Origin of the sequence: Micromonospora sp. NPDC023633, from assembly GCF_040640035.1 — a bacterium.
Taxonomy (GTDB): Bacteria; Actinomycetota; Actinomycetes; order Mycobacteriales; family Micromonosporaceae; genus Micromonospora.
This window is the reverse complement of the sequence record NZ_JBFABB010000021.1, coordinates 55,193-74,219: the sequence shown is the minus strand read 5'-3', so window position 1 is coordinate 74,219 and position 19,027 is coordinate 55,193. Positions and strand designations below refer to the sequence as shown.

The 19,027-nt window shown below is 72.9% G+C and carries 19 protein-coding genes and 1 pseudogene; 5 read left to right on the top strand and 15 right to left on the bottom strand.

Annotation, left to right across the window (positions count from 1 at the left end; translation table 11 throughout):
• Together AB0G13_RS09550 and AB0G13_RS09545 are read left to right on the top strand one after the other, a co-directional pair.
• Window positions 1–279 (top strand): annotated as a pseudogene (locus AB0G13_RS09550) (RNA helicase); the annotation flags it as partial.
• A gap of 100 nt (window positions 280–379) precedes the next feature.
• Window positions 380–1,009 (top strand): putative glycolipid-binding domain-containing protein, encoded by a 630-nt coding sequence (locus tag AB0G13_RS09545; RefSeq protein WP_357871375.1) that lies wholly within the window; start codon window positions 380–382, stop codon window positions 1,007–1,009.
• A gap of 132 nt (window positions 1,010–1,141) precedes the next feature.
• Here AB0G13_RS09545 and AB0G13_RS09540 read toward each other — a convergent pair whose 3' ends face one another.
• The 3 genes from AB0G13_RS09540 to AB0G13_RS09530 all read right to left on the bottom strand — a co-directional run bounded on the left by AB0G13_RS09540 (window position 1,142) and on the right by AB0G13_RS09530 (window position 3,665).
• Complete coding sequence (locus AB0G13_RS09540) at window positions 1,142–2,233, bottom strand: PLP-dependent cysteine synthase family protein (RefSeq protein ID WP_357871372.1); 1,092 nt, start codon at window positions 2,231–2,233, stop codon at window positions 1,142–1,144.
• Window positions 2,234–2,255: 22 nt separating this feature from the next.
• A complete protein-coding gene (locus tag AB0G13_RS09535) occupies window positions 2,256–3,083 on the bottom strand; it encodes an SDR family oxidoreductase (protein WP_357871369.1) in 828 nt (275 codons plus the stop codon).
• 123 nt (window positions 3,084–3,206) lie between these two features.
• Window positions 3,207–3,665, bottom strand: coding sequence for an Lrp/AsnC family transcriptional regulator (locus AB0G13_RS09530; RefSeq protein ID WP_357871367.1), 459 nt, complete (start codon window positions 3,663–3,665; stop codon window positions 3,207–3,209).
• Window positions 3,666–3,933: 268 nt separating this feature from the next.
• Here AB0G13_RS09530 and AB0G13_RS09525 point away from each other — a divergent pair, with 268 nt between their 5' ends.
• On the top strand, window positions 3,934–4,200 hold the full coding sequence (locus AB0G13_RS09525) for a BldC family transcriptional regulator (protein ID WP_089002465.1): 267 nt from the start codon (window positions 3,934–3,936) through the stop codon (window positions 4,198–4,200).
• Between the two features lie 66 nt (window positions 4,201–4,266).
• Here AB0G13_RS09525 and AB0G13_RS09520 read toward each other — a convergent pair whose 3' ends face one another.
• Entirely contained in the window at window positions 4,267–4,896 is a 630-nt protein-coding gene (locus AB0G13_RS09520; RefSeq protein ID WP_357871364.1) for a UbiX family flavin prenyltransferase, read from the bottom strand.
• A gap of 192 nt (window positions 4,897–5,088) precedes the next feature.
• Here AB0G13_RS09520 and AB0G13_RS09515 point away from each other — a divergent pair, with 192 nt between their 5' ends.
• Window positions 5,089–6,093, top strand: coding sequence for a terpene synthase (locus AB0G13_RS09515; protein ID WP_357871361.1), 1,005 nt, complete (start codon window positions 5,089–5,091; stop codon window positions 6,091–6,093).
• 84 nt (window positions 6,094–6,177) lie between these two features.
• Here the strand turns inward: AB0G13_RS09515 and mqnP are convergent, their stop codons facing one another.
• The 9 genes from mqnP to hemL form a co-directional block, all read right to left on the bottom strand.
• Window positions 6,178–7,089 (bottom strand): menaquinone biosynthesis prenyltransferase MqnP, encoded by a 912-nt coding sequence (gene mqnP, locus AB0G13_RS09510; protein WP_357871358.1) that lies wholly within the window; start codon window positions 7,087–7,089, stop codon window positions 6,178–6,180.
• Window positions 7,089–8,549 (bottom strand): menaquinone biosynthesis decarboxylase, encoded by a 1,461-nt coding sequence (locus AB0G13_RS09505; RefSeq protein ID WP_357871355.1) that lies wholly within the window; start codon window positions 8,547–8,549, stop codon window positions 7,089–7,091. The genes mqnP and AB0G13_RS09505 overlap by 1 nt, the downstream gene beginning before the upstream one ends.
• 61 nt (window positions 8,550–8,610) lie before the next feature.
• Window positions 8,611–8,886, bottom strand: coding sequence for a hypothetical protein (locus AB0G13_RS09500; protein WP_357871352.1), 276 nt, complete (start codon window positions 8,884–8,886; stop codon window positions 8,611–8,613).
• 111 nt (window positions 8,887–8,997) lie between these two features.
• Window positions 8,998–9,975, bottom strand: coding sequence for a c-type cytochrome biogenesis protein CcsB (gene ccsB, locus AB0G13_RS09495; RefSeq protein WP_357871349.1), 978 nt, complete (start codon window positions 9,973–9,975; stop codon window positions 8,998–9,000).
• Window positions 9,975–11,639 (bottom strand): cytochrome c biogenesis protein ResB, encoded by a 1,665-nt coding sequence (locus tag AB0G13_RS09490; RefSeq protein ID WP_357871346.1) that lies wholly within the window; start codon window positions 11,637–11,639, stop codon window positions 9,975–9,977. Before AB0G13_RS09490 ends, ccsB begins: the two co-directional genes overlap by 1 nt.
• Window positions 11,639–12,469, bottom strand: coding sequence for a cytochrome c biogenesis protein CcdA (locus tag AB0G13_RS09485; RefSeq protein WP_357871343.1), 831 nt, complete (start codon window positions 12,467–12,469; stop codon window positions 11,639–11,641). Before AB0G13_RS09485 ends, AB0G13_RS09490 begins: the two co-directional genes overlap by 1 nt.
• Window positions 12,469–13,044, bottom strand: a complete 576-nt coding sequence (locus AB0G13_RS09480; RefSeq protein WP_357871341.1) for a TlpA disulfide reductase family protein — start codon at window positions 13,042–13,044, stop codon at window positions 12,469–12,471. The genes AB0G13_RS09485 and AB0G13_RS09480 overlap by 1 nt, the downstream gene beginning before the upstream one ends.
• The gene (locus AB0G13_RS09475; RefSeq protein ID WP_357871338.1) at window positions 13,044–13,691 is read right to left on the bottom strand and encodes a histidine phosphatase family protein; all 648 of its coding nucleotides are present in this window, start codon (window positions 13,689–13,691) and stop codon (window positions 13,044–13,046) included. Before AB0G13_RS09475 ends, AB0G13_RS09480 begins: the two co-directional genes overlap by 1 nt.
• 126 nt (window positions 13,692–13,817) lie before the next feature.
• Entirely contained in the window at window positions 13,818–15,155 is a 1,338-nt protein-coding gene (gene hemL, locus AB0G13_RS09470) for a glutamate-1-semialdehyde 2,1-aminomutase (protein WP_357871336.1), read from the bottom strand.
• 412 nt (window positions 15,156–15,567) lie between these two features.
• On the opposite strand from hemL, the gene AB0G13_RS09465 reads away from it, so the two are divergent.
• Entirely contained in the window at window positions 15,568–15,903 is a 336-nt protein-coding gene (locus tag AB0G13_RS09465) for an STAS domain-containing protein (protein WP_121397135.1), read from the top strand.
• Between the two features lie 174 nt (window positions 15,904–16,077).
• Here AB0G13_RS09465 and AB0G13_RS09460 read toward each other — a convergent pair whose 3' ends face one another.
• A complete protein-coding gene (locus tag AB0G13_RS09460) occupies window positions 16,078–16,632 on the bottom strand; it encodes a response regulator (RefSeq protein ID WP_357871332.1) in 555 nt (184 codons plus the stop codon).
• Window positions 16,629–19,027: ATP-binding protein (locus AB0G13_RS09455; protein WP_357871330.1), on the bottom strand; the 2,399-nt coding region annotated here is incomplete at its 5' end. The genes AB0G13_RS09455 and AB0G13_RS09460, both read right to left, overlap by 4 nt.

The following is a 19,027-nucleotide window of genomic DNA, read 5'->3' as shown; positions in this document are numbered from 1 at the left end:
TACGGCGACCGCCCGACCGACAGCCGTGGCTACGGCGACCGGCCGCAGGGCGAACGCCGCTACGGCGACCGCCCGACCGACAGCCGTGGCTACGGTGAGCGCCCGACCGACGGCCGTGGCTACGGCGACCGCCCGACCGAGGGCCGTGGCTACGGCGACCGCGGCGAGCGGCGCTTCGGCGACCGGGGCGGTTTCCGGCCCGAGGGCCGGGGGCGCGACGAGCGGCCGCGCGACGAGCGGCGGGGCTTCGGCGGGCGTCCGCCGGCGCGTACCCACTGATCGTCAGCGTCATCTTCGAACGCCGCCGCGGGGCCCAGGCTCCGCGGCGGCGTTTCCGCATCCGCTGCCGGTGTCGGCCGGGTCGCGTAACGTCCGGCTCATGCCGACCATGCCGAAGTCGCTCTTCTGGACCCGGACGGACACCGCCGGCACGGAGCACGCCCTGTTCGACGACGGTCGTGGGCTGAGTGCGCGGGGCACGCTGACCGCCGTCGACCCGATCCCCTACACCTGCCGCTACCAGCTCGCCACCGACCCGCAGTGGGCCAGCACCCGGGTCGAGGTGGAGGCGGAGGGCACCGGATGGCTGCGGAGCGTACGCCTGGAGCGGGTGACCGACGGGTGGCGGGTGACCACCGCCGAGCAGGGTGACCTGGACGCGGCGCTGCGGGCGGCCGGCCACCCGCCGGTCGGGCTGCCCGGCACCGACGACCCGGGCCGGCTGGCCGGGGCGCTCGACGTCGACCTCGGCGGCGCGGCGCTGTTCAACACGCTGCCGGTGCACCGGCTCGGGCTGACCGGCGCCGCGGCCGACACCCCGCACCGGATCGACGTCGCCTGGGTGCTGGTGCCCGGTCTGCTGGTGGTGCCCGCCGAGCAGGTCTACACCCCGCTCGGCCCCGGCCGGGTCCGCTTCACCAGCGACACCTTCACCGCCGACATCGACCTCGACGGCGAGGGCTACGTGCTGCGCTACCCCGGGCTGGCCGAGCGCGTCACCCCGCGCTGACCGGGCCACGGGCACTCCCCCGGCCGGCTCAGGCCGACCAGCCGGCTCAGGCCAAGAAGACCAGCCGGCTCGGGCCGACCGGCCGGCTCAGGCCGAGGACGATCAGCCTCAGGCCGAGGTCGACCAGCCGGCTCAGGACGGCCAGGCGCCGGTGGTGAGGAAGCGCTCGACCGTCGCCAGGTGCGGGGTCGGGTCCAGCCCCTGGGCGGCCACCCAGTCGTCGGCGTAGTAGGTGTCGGCGTAGCGGTCGCCGGCGTCGCAGATCAGGGTGACCACCGAGCCGGTGCGGCCCTCGGCGAGCATCTCCGCGATCAGCCCGAACGCGCCCCACAGGTTGGTGCCGGTCGAGCCGCCCACCCGGCGGCCGAGCACGGCCGATCCGGCGCGCATGGCGGCCAGCGAGGCGGCGTCGGGCACCTGGACCATCCGGTCCACCACCGAGGGCACGAACGACGCCTCCACGCTCGGCCGGCCGATCCCCTCGATGCGGGAGCCCCGCCCGGTGCGCACCGACCAGTCGGCCGCCTGCCAGGCGGGATAGAACGCGGAGTTCTCCGGGTCGACCACGCACAACTTGGTGGGCAGCCGCTGGTAGCGGGCGTACCGGCCGATGGTGGCGCTGGTGCCGCCCGTGCCGGCGCCCACCACGACCCACGCCGGCACCGGGTGCCGTTCCAGGGAGAGCTGCGCGTAGATCGACTCGGCGATGTTGTTGTTGCCCCGCCAGTCGGTGGCCCGCTCGGCGTAGGTGAACTGGTCCATGAAGTGCCCGCCGGAGTCCTCCGCCAACCAGCGGGCCTCGACGACCACCTTGGCCGGGTCGTCGACGAGGTGGCAGCGGCCGCCCTGGAACTCGATCTGGGCGATCTTCTCCGGCGAGGTGGAGGCGGGCATCACCGCGACGAACGGCAGCTCCAGCATCCGGGCGAAGTAGGCCTCGGAGACCGCCGTCGAGCCGGAGGACGCCTCCACGATCGTGGTCTCCGGGCCGATCCAGCCGTTGCACAGCCCGTAGAGGAAGAGCGAACGGGCCAGGCGGTGCTTCAGCGAGCCGGTCGGGTGCACCGACTCGTCCTTGAGGTAGAGGTCGATCCCCCACGGCCGGGGCAGCGGGAACGGCAGCAGGTGGGTGTCGGCGGAGCGGTTGGCGTCCGCCTCGACGGCGGCGATCGCCTCGGTCACCCAGCGTCGGCTGGCCTCGTCGCACCGGTCGAGATGAGTCACGTCCGCAACCTAGCAAGCCGGCTCACCGCGAGTCGGCCCCCACCCGGCGGCGCTGGCGGCGCTGACCGGCCCGGCCGGCCGCGAGGATCAGCGGGGCGAGCCGCACGGCGGCGCCGGGCAGCGCGTCGAGCAGCCGGACCTGCGCGCCGCGCCAGCGGGGGACGCTGACCACCGGGCGGGGCCGCCGGGCCAGCCGCGCGGCCCGCCGGGCCACCCGCTCGGGGGTCAGCAGCGTCCCGGTGAAGGAGGCCGCGGCGCCCGGGTCGTCGAGCCTGTCGTGCAGCATCGGCGTCCAGATCCCGTCCGGGCACAGGCACGACACGTGTACGCGCCGGTGCCCGGCCAGCCGCAGGTCGGCGAGGGTGCCGGTGCTGAATGCGACCAGGGCGTGCTTGCTGGCCGCGTAGACGGTCTCACCGGGCGCGGCCACCAGTCCGGCCAGGGAGACGACGTTGACCACGTGCCCGTGCCCCTGGGCCCGCATGACGGCCAGCGCGGCGAGGGTGCCGTTCATCGCGCCGAGGGCGTTGACCTCGACCACCCGGCGGCGGGTCGCCGCGTCGTGCTCCCACGAGGGGCCGGTGACGAGGATCCCGGCGTTGTTCACCCAGAGGCCGAGCCCGCCCCGGCCGGCGGCCTCGGCGGCGACGGCGGCGCAGGCGTCCTCGTCGCGTACGTCCAGCGGGCGGGACCAGCCGCCCAGCGGCGCGGCGGCGCGGGCGACCGCCTCGGCGTCGTGGTCGGTGAGGAGCACCGGCCAGCCGTCGGCGTGCAGCGCGGCGGCGATGGCGCGGCCGAGGCCGCCGGCCGCGCCGGTGACCACGGCCGTTCCCGGGGCTGGCTTCGTCATCGGCGCACGCTATCGCCGCCCCGGCGACCCGCGCCAGGGCCGGTCGGCCGCGGCTGTCCGGCGGCCGAGGACCGGGGCGGTCGGGGCCCGGCTTCCCGACGGTCGGGCGGCCGAGGTGGCGGGTCAGGCGGCGGGAGGCACCGGCGCCTGTGGCCGGTTCTCCCACTTCGTGGAGAGGGCGATGCCGGTCCGGGTGGAGGCGACGCCCGGGGTGCGGTTCAGCCGCACGATGAGCCGCTCCAACTCGGCGATGGTGCCGACCCGGGCCTTGAGCAGGAACGACTCGACGCCGGCCATGAAGTAGCAGGATTCGATCTCGGGCATCTGCCGGAACGCCTCCAGCACGTCGTCGGTGTCGCCGCCGGAGTCCTCGACGATCCCGATCAGCGCGGTGACGGCGTAGCCGATCGCCTCCGGCTCCACCTCCGCCCGGTAGGCCCGGATCACGCCGCTGGACTCCAGCTTGCCGACCCGCTCGTGCACGGCCGGCGCGGAGAGGCCCACCTGCCGGGCCAGCTCGGCGTAGGACAGGCGGGCGTTGCTGCGCAGCAGCTCCACGAGGCTCAGGTCGATGGCGTCCACGGACTGTGACCCTAGCGGTCCGGGCGTAACGTCGGGCATCCGGCGCGCGTTGGACATGACAGGGTGTAGTCGTCCGAGAACTCACAGTCAAGGGAGCCGTGCGCAGGTAATATTTCCTAACTTCCCACTCAGTGCGTTTTTCGCGTTTGGCGGACAGGCCAGGTCGCTGGTGCTGTAATTGCCATACGTCCCTCATGACGGCTCTGGGCTCGCACCGGCCGGGGGCAGTGTGTTCAGCCGGGGGCTTCGTCGACGCGAGGAGGGGGCTGTGGACACTGGAGATCGCCTGCTGACACCGGGTGAAGTTGCCGCGCTGTTTCGGGTTGACCCGAAGACTGTGACGCGATGGGCAGCGGCGGGCCGGATAGGCAGCATCCGGACTCCAGGCGGGCATCGCCGGTTTCGGGAATCCGAGGTGCGGGCCCTGCTTGAGGGGGAGGGCATGTTGGACGAGGCGGAAGACGTCGGCAAACCGCGCAACGCGGGGCCGGCCGCCTCGACCGGGCCGGGCCCGGCCAACGCCGGCATGTACTGAATGGTGCGGATCATCGCGCGGACCGGACGCAGGCTCCGGTCCGCGTCCCGGTGAGCCGGGCCCGGGTCACTCCCGCGCCACGCCCAGCTCACCCGACCAACGACGGAACAGCGTGTGCGGTACGCCGAGGGCGTCCAGCACCTTGCCGGCCACGAAGTCGACGAGCTGCGGGGCGGAGGCCGCCGCCCCCGCGCCGTAGAAGCCGGGACTGGCCGGCAGCACCACCGCCCCGGCGTCGTGCAGCGCGATCAGATGCTCCAGGTGGCTGCGGGTGACCGGCGTCTCCCGGGGCACCACCACCACCGGCCGGCGCTCCTTGAGGTTGACCTCGGCGGCCCGCTGCAACAGGTCCTTGGAGAGCCCGATCGCGATGCCGGCGCAGGCCGCCGTGCTCGCCGGGACCACCACCATCCCGCGTACCCGGTAGGAGCCGCTGCTCGGGCCGGCGGCCAGGTCGCCGGCGGGCCAGTGCCGCACGTCGGCTCCCGCGAGGTCGCGGCCCAGCCAGGCGGCGAGGTCCTCGGCCCAGTGTCCGTCGCGGAACGGGCGACCGGTCTCGTCCAGGACGGTCAGCCGGGCGGCCCGGGAGACGATGAGGTCCACCGCCTTCCCGGCGTCGAGCAGCGCCCGCACGACGGCCGCCGCGTACGGCGTGCCGGACGCCCCGGAGACTCCGACCACCCATGGTTCGCGCATGCCCTCCAGCCTGCCTGGTCGTCCCCTTCCGACGTCGGGCACCCCGCCCGGAGCGTCCGTGATGTCCGCCTCAGGCGCCGGTTGTCCCCCGAAGGGCGCGATGTCGGGCCGGGAACGCGCTCGTCCCGGCGGCCTGACATGCTGCCGATGGCGATCCGCACGGAAGCGGTTCGCACCCGGGAGGAATCGGTGATGACCGGCGAGCTCCTCTGGTCGCTACGGTCCGCGTGCCCCATCCCACCCCGGCTCTCGCCGCACGCCGACCGGGTGCAGGAGTGGCTCGTCGGCGACCTGCTGCCCGGCCTCGGCCTGGCGGCCGACGACGCGGCGTCGCAACGGCTGGCGCACGCCGGCGTCGCCCGGTACGCCAGCCGGCTCTACCCCGGCGCCGCCGAGGCCGACCTGCGGGTGTTGGCCGCCCTGTTCACTTGGTTCTTCCTGGTCGACGACGCGTGCGACGGGCCGGGCCGGCTCGGCCCCGACCAGATCCGGGCGCTGCGCGCCGGCACCCTGACCCTGCTGCACGCCGGGCCCCGGCTCCGGCACGCCGGCCTGACCGGGCCGCTGCGGCGGCTGCTGGTGCACGGGTGGCGGGAGCCGCGCCGGCGGATGCCGGCCCGCTGGCGGACGCGCTTCGCCCGGGCCGTCGCCGACCACCTCGACGGCACGTGGCGGGAGGCGGCGAACAAGGCGGCCGGCCGCCGCCCCGGCGTCGCGGAGTACGTCGCGCTGCGGCGCGCCACCTCCGCCGCGTACGTGTCGTATCCGCTGGTGGAGTTCGTCACCGGCCGCCCGCTGCCCGATCCGGTCCACCACCACCCGCTGCTGCGCGAGATCGCCGACACCGGCAACGACCTGCTCTCCTGGTACAACGACCTCGCCTCGCTGGAGCGCGACGCGGCCACCTCCGGCGGGCACAACCTGGTCCTCGCGACGGCGGCCGAGCAGCGGGTGCCGGTGGAGACCGCGATCGGCCTGACGGTCGAGCGCTGGCGGGCGTCGATGCGGCGCTTCGTCGAGCTGCGCGCGGCGGTGCCGTCGTTCGGCCCGGCGCTGGACCGGGCTGTCGCCGACCACCTCGACGGGGTGGCGAACGCCGTCCGGGCCACCGTCGACTGGACCCTGGAGAGCACCCGCTACGGCGGCGGGGCAGGCCGTCTCGTCAACGCCGCCGGTGGCGGAAGGGCCCCTTCCTGACCGCCGGGCATGGCGTCGTGAGGGCTGGACCTGTCGGCACGGCCGGCCCGGACGCAGGCGACGACGGCCGGCAGGAGGCCCCGGTCAGGCGCGCAGGCCGAGGCGGATCACCAGGTCGAGCAGGGCGAAGACGAACAGCGCGATGCCGACGAAGCCGTTGGCGGTGAAGAAGGCCCGGTTGACCTTGCTCAGGTCGGTCGGGCTGACCACCAGGTGCTGGTAGCCGAAGGCGAGCGCCGTCAGCGCCAGGCCGATCCACCAGAGCCAGCCGAAGCCGATCAGCGCCCCGAACCAGATGAACAGCGCGAACGTCACCACGTGCGCCACGGTGGAGGCGTGCAGCGCGAACCGCAGCCCGTAGCGGGCCGGCACGCTGTGCACGCCGATCCGCCGGTCCACCTCGGCGTCCTGGCAGGCGTAGATCAGGTCGAACCCGCCGATCCAGAGGCCGACGGCCACACCGAGCAGCCAGGCCGGCCAGGAGCCGTCCAGGGTGCCGGTGACGCCCAGCCAGGCGCCGACCGGCCCGACGGCCTGGGCGACGGCCAGGATGGCGTGCGGCCAGTTGGTGAACCGCTTGCCGTACGGGTAGACGACCAGCGGCACCACGGCGAGCGGCGCGAGCACCAGGCAGAGCGGGTTGAGCAGGGCGGCGGCGGCGAGGAAGACCACGAGCGCGACGGCCGCGCCGGTCCAGGCCGTCCGCACGCTGACCGCCCCGGTGACCAGCTCCCGGGAGGCGGTACGCGGGTTCCGCGCGTCGATCCGGCGGTCCAGGATCCGGTTCGCGGCCATCGCGAACGTCCGCGCGCCGACCATCGCCACGGTGATCAGCAGCAGGTCCAGCCACCGGACCCGCCCCCCGTCGACCTGCATGGCCGTGAGCGCCGACAGGTACGCGAACGGCAACGCGAACACGGAGTGCTCGATCGCCACCAGCTTGAGGAAGGACTTGACCCGGCCCGGTCGCTCCACCGGTTCGACGGCGGTGGCCATCAGATGCCGTACTCCTTCCAGCGCTTGTCGACCAGCGAGACGACCTCGGGGGCCATCCTCATCTCCTCCGGCCAGCCCCGGGTGTAGCCCTCCTCGGGCAGCTTGCGGGTCGCGTCGACGCCCGCCTTGCCGCCCCAGAACTGCTGGTAGGAGGCGTGGTCCAGGTGGTCCACGGGCCCCTCGGTGAGCAGCAGGTCCCGGGCGTAGTCGACGTTGCCGAAGGCGCGGAAGGCGACCTCGTTGTAGTCGTGCACGTCGCAGTCCTCGTCGACGATCACGATCAGCTTGGTCAGCGACATCATGTGCGCGCCCCAGATCGCGTTCATCACCTTCTGCGCGTGCTTCGGGTAGCGCTTGCGGATCGACACGATCGCGCAGTTGTGGAAGACCCCGGCGGCGGGCAGGTCGTAGTCGACGATGTCCGGGATCAGGAAGCGCAGCAGCGGCGCGAAGATCCGCTCGGTGGCCTTGCCGAGACCGTGGTCCTCCTGGGGCGGCTGCGACGTGACGATCGAGTGGTAGACCGGGTCGCGCTGCATGGTCATGCACTCGATGTGCATCACCGGGAAGGGCTCCACCGGCGTGTAGAAGCCGGTGTGGTCGCCGAACGGGCCCTCGGGGAGCCGCTCGCCCGGCTCGATGTAGCCCTCCAGGACGATCTGCGCGTGCGCCGGCACCTGCAACGGGACCGTCAGGCAGTCCACCATCTCGACCCGTTCGCCGCGCAGGTACCCGGCGAAGAGGTACTCGTCGATGTCGGCGGGGAGCGGGGCGCTGGCCGCGTAGGCGACCGCGGGATCGGTGCCGATGGCGATCGCCACCGGCAGCCGCTGCCCGAGCCGCTCGGCGACCGCGTGGTGCGCCGTGGAGTTCTTGTGGATCTGCCAGTGCATGCCGATGCTGTTCCGCGAGTGCTGCTGCAACCGGTACAGCCCCAGGTTGCGCTTGCCGGTCTCCGGGTGCTTCGTGTGGGTCAGCCCGAAGTTGTGGAAGATCCCGCCGTCACCCGGCCAGACCTGCAGGCCCGGCAGCCGGCCCAGGTCGACGTCGTCGCCGCGGTAGACCACCTGCTGGCAGGGGGCGGTCTTGACCTTCTTCGGCGGCATCGACTTGAGCTGCATGACCTTGCCGAGGCCGTCCATCATGCCGGAGAGACCCATCGGCAGCTCCGGCTTGAGCATGTTGCCGATCCGCTCGCCGACCTCGTCCAGCGACTCGACGCCGAGCGCCATGGCCATCCGCTTCTCGGTGCCGAAGAGGTTGATCGCCACCGGCATCTCGCCCCGGGTCGGCCGCTCGAAGAGCAGCGCCGGGCCGCCCGCGCGGACCGTCCGGGTGACGATCTCGCTGATCTCCAGGGTGGGGTCGACCGGGGCGCTCACCCGCCGCAGTTCGCCCGCGCGCTCCAGCGCCGCGAGGAAGTCCTTGAGATCGGTGTACGGGAAGCCACGAGCCGCCATGCCTGCCAGTCTCCCGCACCGGTCCGGGCGGCGACCACGCCGGGTGGTGTGACACCGGCGATCAGCCGGCCGGCTCCCAGGCGTACGCGACCACGGGCGGGTCGAGCGGGGCGCCGGTGAGCCGGTTGGCGAAGGTGGAGATGGTGTACGTCCCGACGCCGAGCACGACGTCCAGGGCGTGCCGGGGCTGGTAGCCGGCCGCCAGGAAGGCGGTGGTCCCGTCCTCGGGCACCGCGCCCCGGTGGTCGAGCACGGCGAGGGTGAAGCGCCGCAGCGCCTCCAGCCGGTCGTCGGGCAGGGGCGTGCCGCGCGGCCTGGACGGCCTGCGGGCGGTCACCCCGGCCAACCCGTTCCGCCTCGACGTGCCCGGCTGGTTCGGCGGCTGACCCGGGCGGCGCCCAGGGCCCCGTCCTCGACAGTGCCGTTCGTCAGGCGCGGCGGCGGGGAATCAGTCGAGGCCGCCGTAGGAGTGCAGGCCCTCGAAGAAGATGTTCACGCCGAACAGGTTCATCAGCATGGTGAGGAAGCCGGCGACGGCGAGCCAGGTCGCCACGTTCCGCTTCACGCTCGGGGTGGCCCGGGCGTGCAGGTAGCCCGCGTAGATCACCCAGGAGATGAACGACCAGGTCTCCTTCGGGTCCCAGCCCCACGGCCGCCCCCAGGCCGCCTCGGCCCAGATCGCTCCGGCGATCACCGCGAAGGTGAAGACCGGGAACGCGAAGGCGTGCAGCACGAAGGTCAGCCGCTCCAGCGCCGCCGCCGCCGGCAGCCGCTTCGCCAGCGTGTACGGGAAGCTCCGCCGGCCCTGCTCGTAGCCGCCGCGCATCAGGAACGCCACCGCCGGCACCACGCCCAGCAGGAAGATGCCGGAGGCGAAGACGATGGTCGAGACGTGGATGACGAACCAGTACGAGTTGAGCGCCGGCACCAGCGGCACGATCGGCGTGTAGAGCACCAGCTCGGCGGTCGCCACCAGCAGCACCATCACCAGCGACAGGAACAGCCCGAGGCGGCGCAGCTGCGGCCGCTTCCAGAGCACCACCAGCCAGGCGGCGGCACCGATCCAGGAGCCCGTGAGCACGAACTCGTACATGTTGCCCCAGGGCATCCGGTCGGCGGCGAGACCGCGCGTGACCAGCGCCCCGAGGTGCAGCAGCGCCCCGAGCGCGGTGGCCGCGACGGCGACCAGGCCCGCCAGCCGGGCGCGCCGGGCGGTGCGCTCCGCCGCCGACGGCCCGGTCTCGACGGGTACGACCGGGATGCCGCCCCCCGCCGCGCCGACGCCTGCGCCGACCAGCTCGCGGGCCGGCGCCGCGGGCACCCGGACGCGGGCGTTGCCGAGCGCGTACTCGACGGCGTGGCTGATCATCGCGACCAGGTACACCAGGATCGCGAACGACACCAACTGGTCGGAGAGTGCGGACATCACTCGGCTCCTTCTCGCGCTCCGGCCCGGTCGCCGCCGTCGCGGTCGACACCGGCCTCCTCGTCCGCCCGCCCGTCGCCGCCGATCGCGGCCACGAGCTGCGCGAACTCGTCGGCGAACCCGGGATGGTCGGTGCGCGGCAGGCCACCGGCCTCGACCAAACTACTACCGCTCGTCGGAGATCCACTCGTGGGGTCGGCGGCACCGGCCGGCAGCACCCGGAAGAAGACCCGGCGGCGCCGCCCGAACAGCGAGCCCATCAGCCCGACCAGCAAAACGGCGGCGCTGACCAGCAGCAGCGTCGAGCCGGGGTCGTAGCGGACCGACAGGGTGATGTACGGCACGGTGCCCAGGAACTCGACCGTGGTGCCGTCGTCCAGCTTCCAGGTCTCGCCCTTGCGGAGCAGCTTCGTGCCGACCTCCTTGACCTTGCCGGCGCGCACCTGCCGCTGGTCCAGCTCGTAGACCGAGCCGGGGATGCCGGCGTCCATGCCCAGGTTGCCCCGGTAGGCGACGAGGTTCAGCGCGGGGTTGCGCTCGGTGGGGTACTCGGAGCGGGCGAACGGCGCGGCGGCCGGCGCGGTCGGCAGGTAGAGGCCGGAGAAGGCCATCTGGAGGTTCGGGTCCCGCTCACCCGTCGCGGGGTCGACGTTGATGTCCGGGAAGGCCGCCAGGCCCTCGCTGGTCAGCCCGACGTCGCCGGTGGTCAGGAACGGGAAGTTGCTGGTCTGGCTCTTGCCGAACCGGTCGGTGTAGCGGATCACCGGGGCGTAGCCGTGGCCGAGCAGGTAGACGTTCGCGCCGTCGAGGCGCAGCGGGGCGTTGACCGAGAAGTTGGCCTGCCGCCGCTCGCCGTCGGCCTCGTCGACGGTCACCCTGGCGTCGAAGAACTCCGGCTGGCCGGACTCCAGGAACCGGGCCTCGAAGTCGTCGAGCCGGATGCAGAAGCCCGGCAGGTCGGCGCTGTCGACGCGGGGGCCGAGCTTGCTCTCGGCGTACTGCTGGCGGGTGTTGCAGAACGCGTTGTCCTCGCCGGCCACCAGCAGCTTGTTGCCGCTCCAGCCGTACCAGGAGCCGAGCGCGACGCCGACCAGCACGACCACCAACGAGCTGTGGAAGAGCAGGTTGCCGGTCTCCTTCAGGTAGCCCTTCTCGGCGGAGACCTCGTCGCCGCGCACCACCACCCGCCAGCGCCGTCGGCGCAGCGCCGCCGCGATCGCCGCCGCGCCACCCTCCGGGGCGGGCAGCACGGCGTGCTGCGGCAGCCGGTCCAGCCGCTTCGGCGCGGCCGGGGGCTTCGACCGCAGCGCCCGCACGTGGTCGCGCAGCCGGGGCGTGATGCAGCCGATCAGCGAGGTGAAGAGCAGCAGGTAGATCGCGGAGAACCAGACCGAGCCGAACGCCTCGAAGGCGCCGATCCGGTCCAGCACCGGGGCCAGGTCGGGGTGCGCGGTGAAGTAGTCCCGCACGTCCTCCGGGTTGACCCCGCGCTGCGGCAGCACCGAGCCGGGGATGGCGGCCACCGCGAGCAGGAAGAGCAGCACCAGGGCCGTACGCATGCTGGTGAGCTGCCGCCACGAGTTGCGCAGCAGGGCCAGCAGGCGGTTGGGCCGGCGCCGGGGAGCCTCGGCCGGCGGCGCCGGCCGCTCGTCGACGGCGGTCATCAGATGCTCACCTCGCCCACCCCGACGGTGGTCTGCAACCAGATCACGAAGTTCGTCCAGCCGCCGGTGACCAGCGCGAGGCCGATCAGGATCAGCAGCGCGCCGCCCAGCCGGGTGACCCAGCGGCTGTTGCGCCGCACGGCGCGGAACACCCCGAGCAGGCGCTCGAAGCCCAGCCCGAAGACGACGAACGGCAGCCCCAGCCCGAGGCAGTACGCCACGGCGAGCACCACGGCCCGGTCGGTCTGCCCGCCGACGGCGGCCATGCCGATCACCGCGCCGAGGGTCGGGCCGACGCAGGGCACCCAGCTGAGCGCGAAGACCGCGCCGAAGACCGGCGCGCCGAGCAGCCCGGCGGCGGGCAGCTTCTGGATCCGGAACTCCCGCTGCAACCCGGGGAGAAGCCCCACGTAGCTCAGCCCGAGCACCACGATCAGCGCGCCGATGACGATCTCCAGCGTCCGCTCGTACTCGAAGAAGACCCTGCCGACGCCGGCGAAGAGGATCGCGGTGGCGGTGAAGACGACGGTGAAGCCGGCGATGAACAGCAGCGTGCCGGCGAGCACCCGGCCCTTGACCGCGGCCCTCGGCGCCTCGGTGCGCTCCCGGACCGCCACCCCGCCGCCGGCGCTGTCGGCGCGGCCCGTCCTCACGCTCGACCGCCGGGTTTCGAGGTCCGCGCCGGCGAGGCCGGTGACGTACGACAGGTAGCCCGGCACCAGCGGGAGCACGCACGGCGAGAGGAAGCTGACGAGTCCCGCGAGCGCCGCCGCGCCGATGGCGAGCAGCAGCGGACCCGACTGGGCCAGTTCCCGGAACGTCTCGCCCATCAGCGGGAACCGTTGGGGGCCGGCCGCTCGGCCGCGATCCGCTCGACGATGGGCTGGAGGCCCTCCTGCTTCACCGCCGCCCGGATCACCGCGGCGATCCGGCCGTCCCGGTCCAGCACGACGGTGGCCGGGATCGTGTTCGGCGGGATGTCCAGGGCGAGCGCCAGCCGGCTCGGCGGGTCGAAGAGACTCGGGTAGGTGACCTTGAAGCTCTCCTCGAAGGCGAGCGCCTTGTCCCGCTGGTCCTGGATGTTGATGCCCAGGAAGGTCACCCCGGAGGCCTTCGTGGCCTGGTACGTGTTCTCCAGGTCGTCCGCCTCGGCCCGGCACGGGGCGCACCACGAGCCCCAGAAGTTGACCACCACGACCTGACCGCGGTCCTTCGCCACGTCGTGGCTGCCGCCGGTGAGCAGCTCACCGGCGAGCTTCGGGGCAGCCGAACGTTGGTCGGGGGCGCACTCGATGATGCCGTCGGAGTTGTCGCACGCCTCCTCCCCGGCCCGCGACGAGCAGCCGGCCAGCGCCACCGTCACGACGGCGGCGAGCAGACCCGCGGTCCACCTCCGGGCGTTCATCAGGCCCCCTTGGCCGTCCTGGCTGTCGGTGACATCGCGATCAGGTGGGCGGCCGGCTCGGAGTAGCCGATGCCGACCACCTTGGCGCCGTCGAAGTGGAAGGAGGTGAGGCTGGCCAGCCCGCACTGGCGCTTGCGCGGGTCGTGCCAGAGCCGCTTGCGCTCGACGTACCGGCGCAGCGTCCAGATCGGCAGCTGGTGCGAGACCAGCACGGCCTCACGCCCCTCGGCGGCCACCCGGGCGGCGTGCACGGCGGCGAACATCCGCTCCGCGATCGCGCGGTAGGCCTCGCCCCAGGACGGGGTGACCGGGTCCCGCAGCACCCACCAGTTGCGGGGGTCGCGGAACGAGCCGTCGCCGGGAGAGACCTTCTTGCCCTCGAACCAGTTGGCGCTCTCGATGAGCCGCTCGTCCACGCCGACCGGCAGCCCGAACTGCGCGGCGATCGGCTCGGCCGTCTGCTGGGCGCGTTCCAGCGGGCTGGCCACCACGTGCACGACCTCCCGCTCGGCCAGCCCCTGCGCGGCGGCCTTGGCCATCTGCACGCCGAGCTCGGAGAGCCGGAAGCCCGGCAGCCGGCCGTAGAGGATGCCCTCCGGGTTGTGCACCTCGCCGTGCCGCAGCACGTGGACCACCGTCTTGCTCACCGCTGCGCCCCCTTCGTTCGCGACTGCGGGGCTCGCAGACCCGGCTCACTCCTCGCGCTCACCGCTACGCCCCCTTCGTTCGCGACTGCGGGGCTCGCAGACCCGGCTCACTCCTCGCGCTCACCGCTACCCCCCGTGACCCGCCGCCGCCGCAGCGTTGGCCGCCACCGGCAGTGCGGCGGCGATCTGCTCCAGAGCGGCGTCGTCCAGCGCCGCAGACACGAACCACGCCTCGAAGGCGCTCGGCGGCAGGTAGACACCGCCGGCGAGCATCGCGTGGAAGAACGCCTTGAACGCCGGCACCTGCTGGGTGCGCGCGCTGTCGTAGTCGACCACGTCGGCGTCGGTGAAGAAGATCGAGAACATGTTTCCCGCGTACGACAGCCGGTGCGGGACCCCGGCGGCGGCGAGCGCGTCGGCGGCGAGCCTGCCCACGACGGCGGCCGTGTCGTCGAGCCTGCGGTAGAGCGCGTCGTCGGCCAGCCGCAGGGTGGCCAGGCCGGCGGCGCAGGCCAGCGGGTTACCGGAGAGGGTGCCGGCCTGGTAGACCGGGCCGGCGGGGGCCAGTCGTTCCATGATCTCCGCGCGCCCGCCGAACGCCGCGGCCGGCAGCCCACCCCCCATGACCTTGCCGTACGTCCACAGGTCGGCGTCGGAGGGGTCGAGGCCGTGCCACCCGGCGCGGGAGACCCGGAACCCGGTCATCACCTCGTCGACGATGAGCAGCGCGCCGTGCGCGTGCGCGATCCGGGCGAGCTGGGAGTTGAAGCCGTCGCGCGGGGCGACCACGCCCATGTTGCCGGCGGCGGCCTCGGTGATGATCGCGGCGATGTCCTGGCCCTCGGCGGCGAACGCCTGCTCCACCGCGGCGAGGTCGTTGTACGGCAGCACGATCGTGTCACCCGCCGCCGCGCCGGTCACCCCCGGCGAATCGGGCAGGCCGAGGGTCGCCACCCCCGAGCCGGCGGCGGCCAGCAGGCCGTCGGAGTGCCCGTGGTAGCAGCCGGAGAACTTCACGATCCGGGGGCGGCCGGTGAAGCCGCGGGCCAGCCGGATCGCCGACATGGTGGCCTCGGTGCCGGAGTTGACCAGCCGGACCTGCTCGACCGGGGTGCGGTCGACGATCTCGGCGGCCAGCTCGACCTCGCCCGGAGTGGGGGTGCCGAAGCTGGTGCCCCGGGTCGCGGCCGACCTGATCGCGTCCACGACCTCCGGGTGCGCGTGGCCGAGGATCAGCGGTCCCCAGGAGGAGACCAGGTCGACGTAGCGCCGGTCGTCGGCGTCGTAGAGCCAGGGCCCCTCCCCCCGGACCATGAAGCGCGGCGTGCCGCCGACGGCACGGAACGCGCGCACGGGGGAGTTCACCCCGCCGGGCACGATGGCCTTGGCGCGGTCGAACAGGGCCTCGGAGGCCGGTGCTTCGGCCGGGTAGCGGCCGGATCCGGCGGGAAACATATCGGTCACGATGCCGCCATTGTGTCAGCGCCGGGCGGCGAATCGGCAGGCACCCCGCACCGGGGTTACCAGGCTCACCCGGTCCGGCCTCCCACCGCCCCTCCCGGATGGCCCCGTTCCCGCCCCGCCGGGGCCCGATCGGCACGGCTCCGACCGAGGCGGCTCCGACCGGTTCGGCTCTCGTGGCCGGAGGGGTTCCGCCGTCCGGGCGTGTCCGCTTCGGTGGTTCCGGAGCGTGCCCGCTCCCGTCCTCCGGGCGTGCCCGCTTCCGTGCGTGTCGGTTTCCGTGGTCGGGCGGGTTGCTTCCGACATGCTGACGGGGAGGGCGTTCCCGCTCTCGGGAGCAGGGCCGGCGCGCTCGGCGGGCTCGGTCGTCACCGCTCGACAGGCCGGGTGGTCCGGATCGCGCTAGGCTGACCCGGTGGATCGTGCCGAACTGTCCATCACGCTACACCGGACGGGCGACGAAGCTGTGCTTCGCCTGGCCGGTGAGATCGACATGCTCACGGCCGCCCAGCTGTCGACCGTCGTCAACGAGGTCCTCGCCGATCCACCACCGCGCATCGTGCTCGACCTCGGCGGGGTCACCTTCTGCGACTCACAGGGCCTGGGCACCCTCGTCGTACTCAGCCGCAAGGCCAGCCACGCGCAGAGCCTGCTGATCCTGACCAACGTCGGCGACTTCCTGCTCCGCGTCCTGGACATCACCGGCCTGCGCAGCGCCCTGATGATCCGCAACGACCAGACCACCGGCTGACCCACCCCTCCCGACCTTCCCGGCCCCGCCCCCGCCGGCCCCGCTCCGCCCCAGCCGAGTCGATCATGAGATTAGCCGGGACAATCCGGCCATTCCGCACCGCAACCTCATGATCGACGGGGGCTGAGCGTCGGGCCGGGCGGGGCTGGGCCCGGGCGGACAGGGTGGGGTGGGTCAGGGGGTGTTGCCCCAGCGGGCCTGTTCGAGGAGCTGCACCGCGCGGTCGAGGGAGTCCGGATCGTCCAGGCGCAGCATGGCGGTGGCCTCGTCGACCGCGTCCGTCAGCACCCGCAGCTGCGCGTCCCGCTCCCGCACCAGATCCGACTGGGCCGCGAGCTGTCGGCTCTTCACCCACAGCTCGACGAAGACCGACACCTTGGCCCGCAGCACCCACGGGTCGAACGGCTTGGTCAGGTAGTCGACCGCGCCGACCGCGTAGCCGCGCAGCGCGAGCTGGGCGTCCCGGTCGGCGGCGGTGAGGAAGATGATCGGCACGTGCCGCGTACGCTCACGCCGCTTGATGTGGCTGGCCGTCTCGAAGCCGTCCATGTCCGGCATCTGGGCGTCCAGCAGGATCACCGCGAAGTCGTCGACCAGCAGCTGCTTCAGGGCCGCCTCGCCGCTCTCGACGGCGACGGACTGGACCGGCAGGCCCTGGAGAATCGCCTCCAGTGCCATCAGGTTCTCCCGGCGGTCGTCCACCAGCAGCGCCTTCGCCATCTGGGTCACGAACTCTCCTCGGTTCGGCTGCCGCTGATCCAGGACGACATGAGTTCGATCAACTCGTCCAGGTCGACGGGCTTGGTGATGTAGTCACTTCCTCCGGCCGCCAGCGCCGACTCGCGGTCGCCGGGCATGGCCTTCGCGGTCAGGAAGACGATCGGCAGGTCGGCGAACCGGTGGTTGCGCCTGATCTGTCGGGTCGTCTCGTACCCGTCCTGATCGGGCATCATCGCATCCATCAGGACGATGTCCACCTCCGGATGCTCGGCCAGCAGGCGAACGCCGTCCGCCCCGTTGTCCGAGTACAACACGGTCAGGCCGTGCAGTTCCAACGCGCTGGTCAGTGCGAAGACGTTCCGGACGTCGTCGTCGACGATCAGCACGGTGGCACCCTCCAGCCGCCGGGTGGCCGGCGTGGAGGCCGGCTCGGGCAGCTCCGGCGGCGGCATGAGCAGCGAGGACGGCAGTCCGGCCCGCGCCGGTGACGGCGGCAGCGGCGCGACCACCGCGTCCGGGGCGAGCACGTCCGGCACGAAGAGGGTGAACGTCGAGCCCTGGCCGGGCGCCGACGCCACCACGATGCTGCCGCCCAGCAGCCGGGCCAGGTCCCGGCTGATCGACAGCCCCAGCCCCGTGCCGCCGTAGCGACGGCTGGTGGTGCCGTCGGCCTGCTGGAACGCCTCGAAGATCAGCGACAGCTTGTCGTCGGAGATGCCGATGCCGGTGTCGACCACGGTGAACGCGATGACCTGCCGCGCGTTGGTCAGGGCCGGCACGTCGAAGACGGCGTTGTCGGGCGCCGGCCCGATCCGCAGCGTCACCGCCCCGTTGTCGGTGAACTTGACCGCGTTGGAGAGCAGGTTGCGCAGGATCTGCTGGAGTCGCTGGGCGTCGGTGACCAGCGCCTCCGGCAGTTCCCTGCTGACCCGCACCTGGAAGTCCAGGCCCTTCTCCTCGGCCTGCGGCGCGAACGCCTGCTCCACGTAGCCGCGGATCTCGTCGAACCGGACCGGCGTGGGCTCGACGTCCATCCGCCCCGCCTCGATCTTGGACAGGTCCAGGATGTCGTCAATCAGCGACAGCAGGTCGGAGCCGGCGCCGTGGATCGTCCGCGCGAACTCGATCTGCTTCGGCGTGAGGTTCCGCTCCGAGTTCTCGGCCAGCAGCCGGGCCAGCAGCAGCAGCGAGTTCAACGGCGTACGCAGCTCGTGGCTCATGTTGGCGAGGAACTCCGACTTGTACGCCGACGCCCTCGTGAGCTGCTGGGCCTTCTCCTCCAGGCCGAGCCGGGCCAGCTCGATCTCCCGGTTCTTCGTCTCGATGTTGCCCTTCTGCTCCGAGAGCAGCTGCGCCTTGTCCTCCAGCTCGGCGTTGGTGCGCTGGAGCTCCGCCGACTGTTCCTGCAACTCGTGGGCGAGCCGCTGGGACTGCGCGAGCAGTTCCTCCGTACGCCGGTTGGCCTGGATGGTGTTGACGGCGATGCCGGTGGTGAGCACGAGCCGCTCCAGGAACGACAGGTGCAGCTCGGAGAAGGCCGCCACGCTGGCGAACTCGATGACCCCGAGCAGCTCGCCCTCGAAGAGCACGGGCAGCACGACCAGGTCGGCCGGTGGGGTCTCAGCGAGCCCGGAGCGGAGCATCAGCTTGCCGCCCGGCGCCCCGCCCATCCGGATCGTGCGGCGGGACAGGGCGGCCTGACCGACCAGCCCCTCGCCGGGACCGAAGGTGACCTCGTGCCCCCGGGCGACGTAGCCGTACGAGGCGGTCAACCGCAGCCGCATCACGCCCTCGGACGTGTCCGCCAGGAAGAACGCGCCGAGCTGCGCGTCGACCAGCGGGGTCACCTCCATCATGATCATGCGGCAGACCTCGCCCAGGTCGCGCTGCCCCTGGAGCAGGCCGCCGATCCGGGCCAGGTTCGAGTCGAGCCAGCCCTGCTCGGCGTTCTTCTTGGTCGTCTCCCGGAGGGTGACGATCATCTGGTTGATGTTGTCCTTCAGCTCGGCGACCTCGCCCTGCGCCTTGACCGCGATCCGCTGGGTCAGGTCGCCCCGGGTCACCGAGGTGGAGACCTGCGCGATGGCGCGCAGCTGGGTGGTGAGGGTCGAGGCGAGCTGGTTGACGTTCTCGGTGAGGTCCCGCCACGTACCCGAGACGCCCTTGACCTGGGCCTGACCGCCCAGCTTGCCCTCCGTGCCCACCTCGCGCGCGACGCGGGTCACCTCGTCGGCGAACGACGACAACTGGTCCACCATCGTGTTGACGGTGGACTTGAGCTCCAGGATCTCGCCCTGGGCGTCGACCGTGATCTTCTGCGACAGGTCGCCCTTCGCCACGGCCGTGGTGACCGAGGCGATGTTGCGCACCTGCGACGTCAGGTTCGACGCCATCGAGTTCACGT

Bases quoted from the DNA above. Each gene is read 5' to 3' on its own strand.
- AB0G13_RS09545 (WP_357871375.1), top strand. From the start codon at position 380: ATGCCGACCATGCCGAAGTCGCTCTTCTGGACCCGGACGGACACCGCC.
- AB0G13_RS09535 (WP_357871369.1), bottom strand. From the start codon at position 3,083: ATGACGAAGCCAGCCCCGGGAACGGCCGTGGTCACCGGCGCGGCCGGC.
- AB0G13_RS09520 (WP_357871364.1), bottom strand. From the start codon at position 4,896: ATGCGCGAACCATGGGTGGTCGGAGTCTCCGGGGCGTCCGGCACGCCG.
- AB0G13_RS09515 (WP_357871361.1), top strand. From the start codon at position 5,089: ATGACCGGCGAGCTCCTCTGGTCGCTACGGTCCGCGTGCCCCATCCCA.
- mqnP (WP_357871358.1), bottom strand. From the start codon at position 7,089: ATGGCCACCGCCGTCGAACCGGTGGAGCGACCGGGCCGGGTCAAGTCC.
- AB0G13_RS09505 (WP_357871355.1), bottom strand. From the start codon at position 8,549: ATGGCGGCTCGTGGCTTCCCGTACACCGATCTCAAGGACTTCCTCGCG.
- ccsB (WP_357871349.1), bottom strand. From the start codon at position 9,975: ATGTCCGCACTCTCCGACCAGTTGGTGTCGTTCGCGATCCTGGTGTAC.
- AB0G13_RS09490 (WP_357871346.1), bottom strand. From the start codon at position 11,639: ATGACCGCCGTCGACGAGCGGCCGGCGCCGCCGGCCGAGGCTCCCCGG.
- AB0G13_RS09485 (WP_357871343.1), bottom strand. From the start codon at position 12,469: ATGGGCGAGACGTTCCGGGAACTGGCCCAGTCGGGTCCGCTGCTGCTC.
- AB0G13_RS09480 (WP_357871341.1), bottom strand. From the start codon at position 13,044: ATGAACGCCCGGAGGTGGACCGCGGGTCTGCTCGCCGCCGTCGTGACG.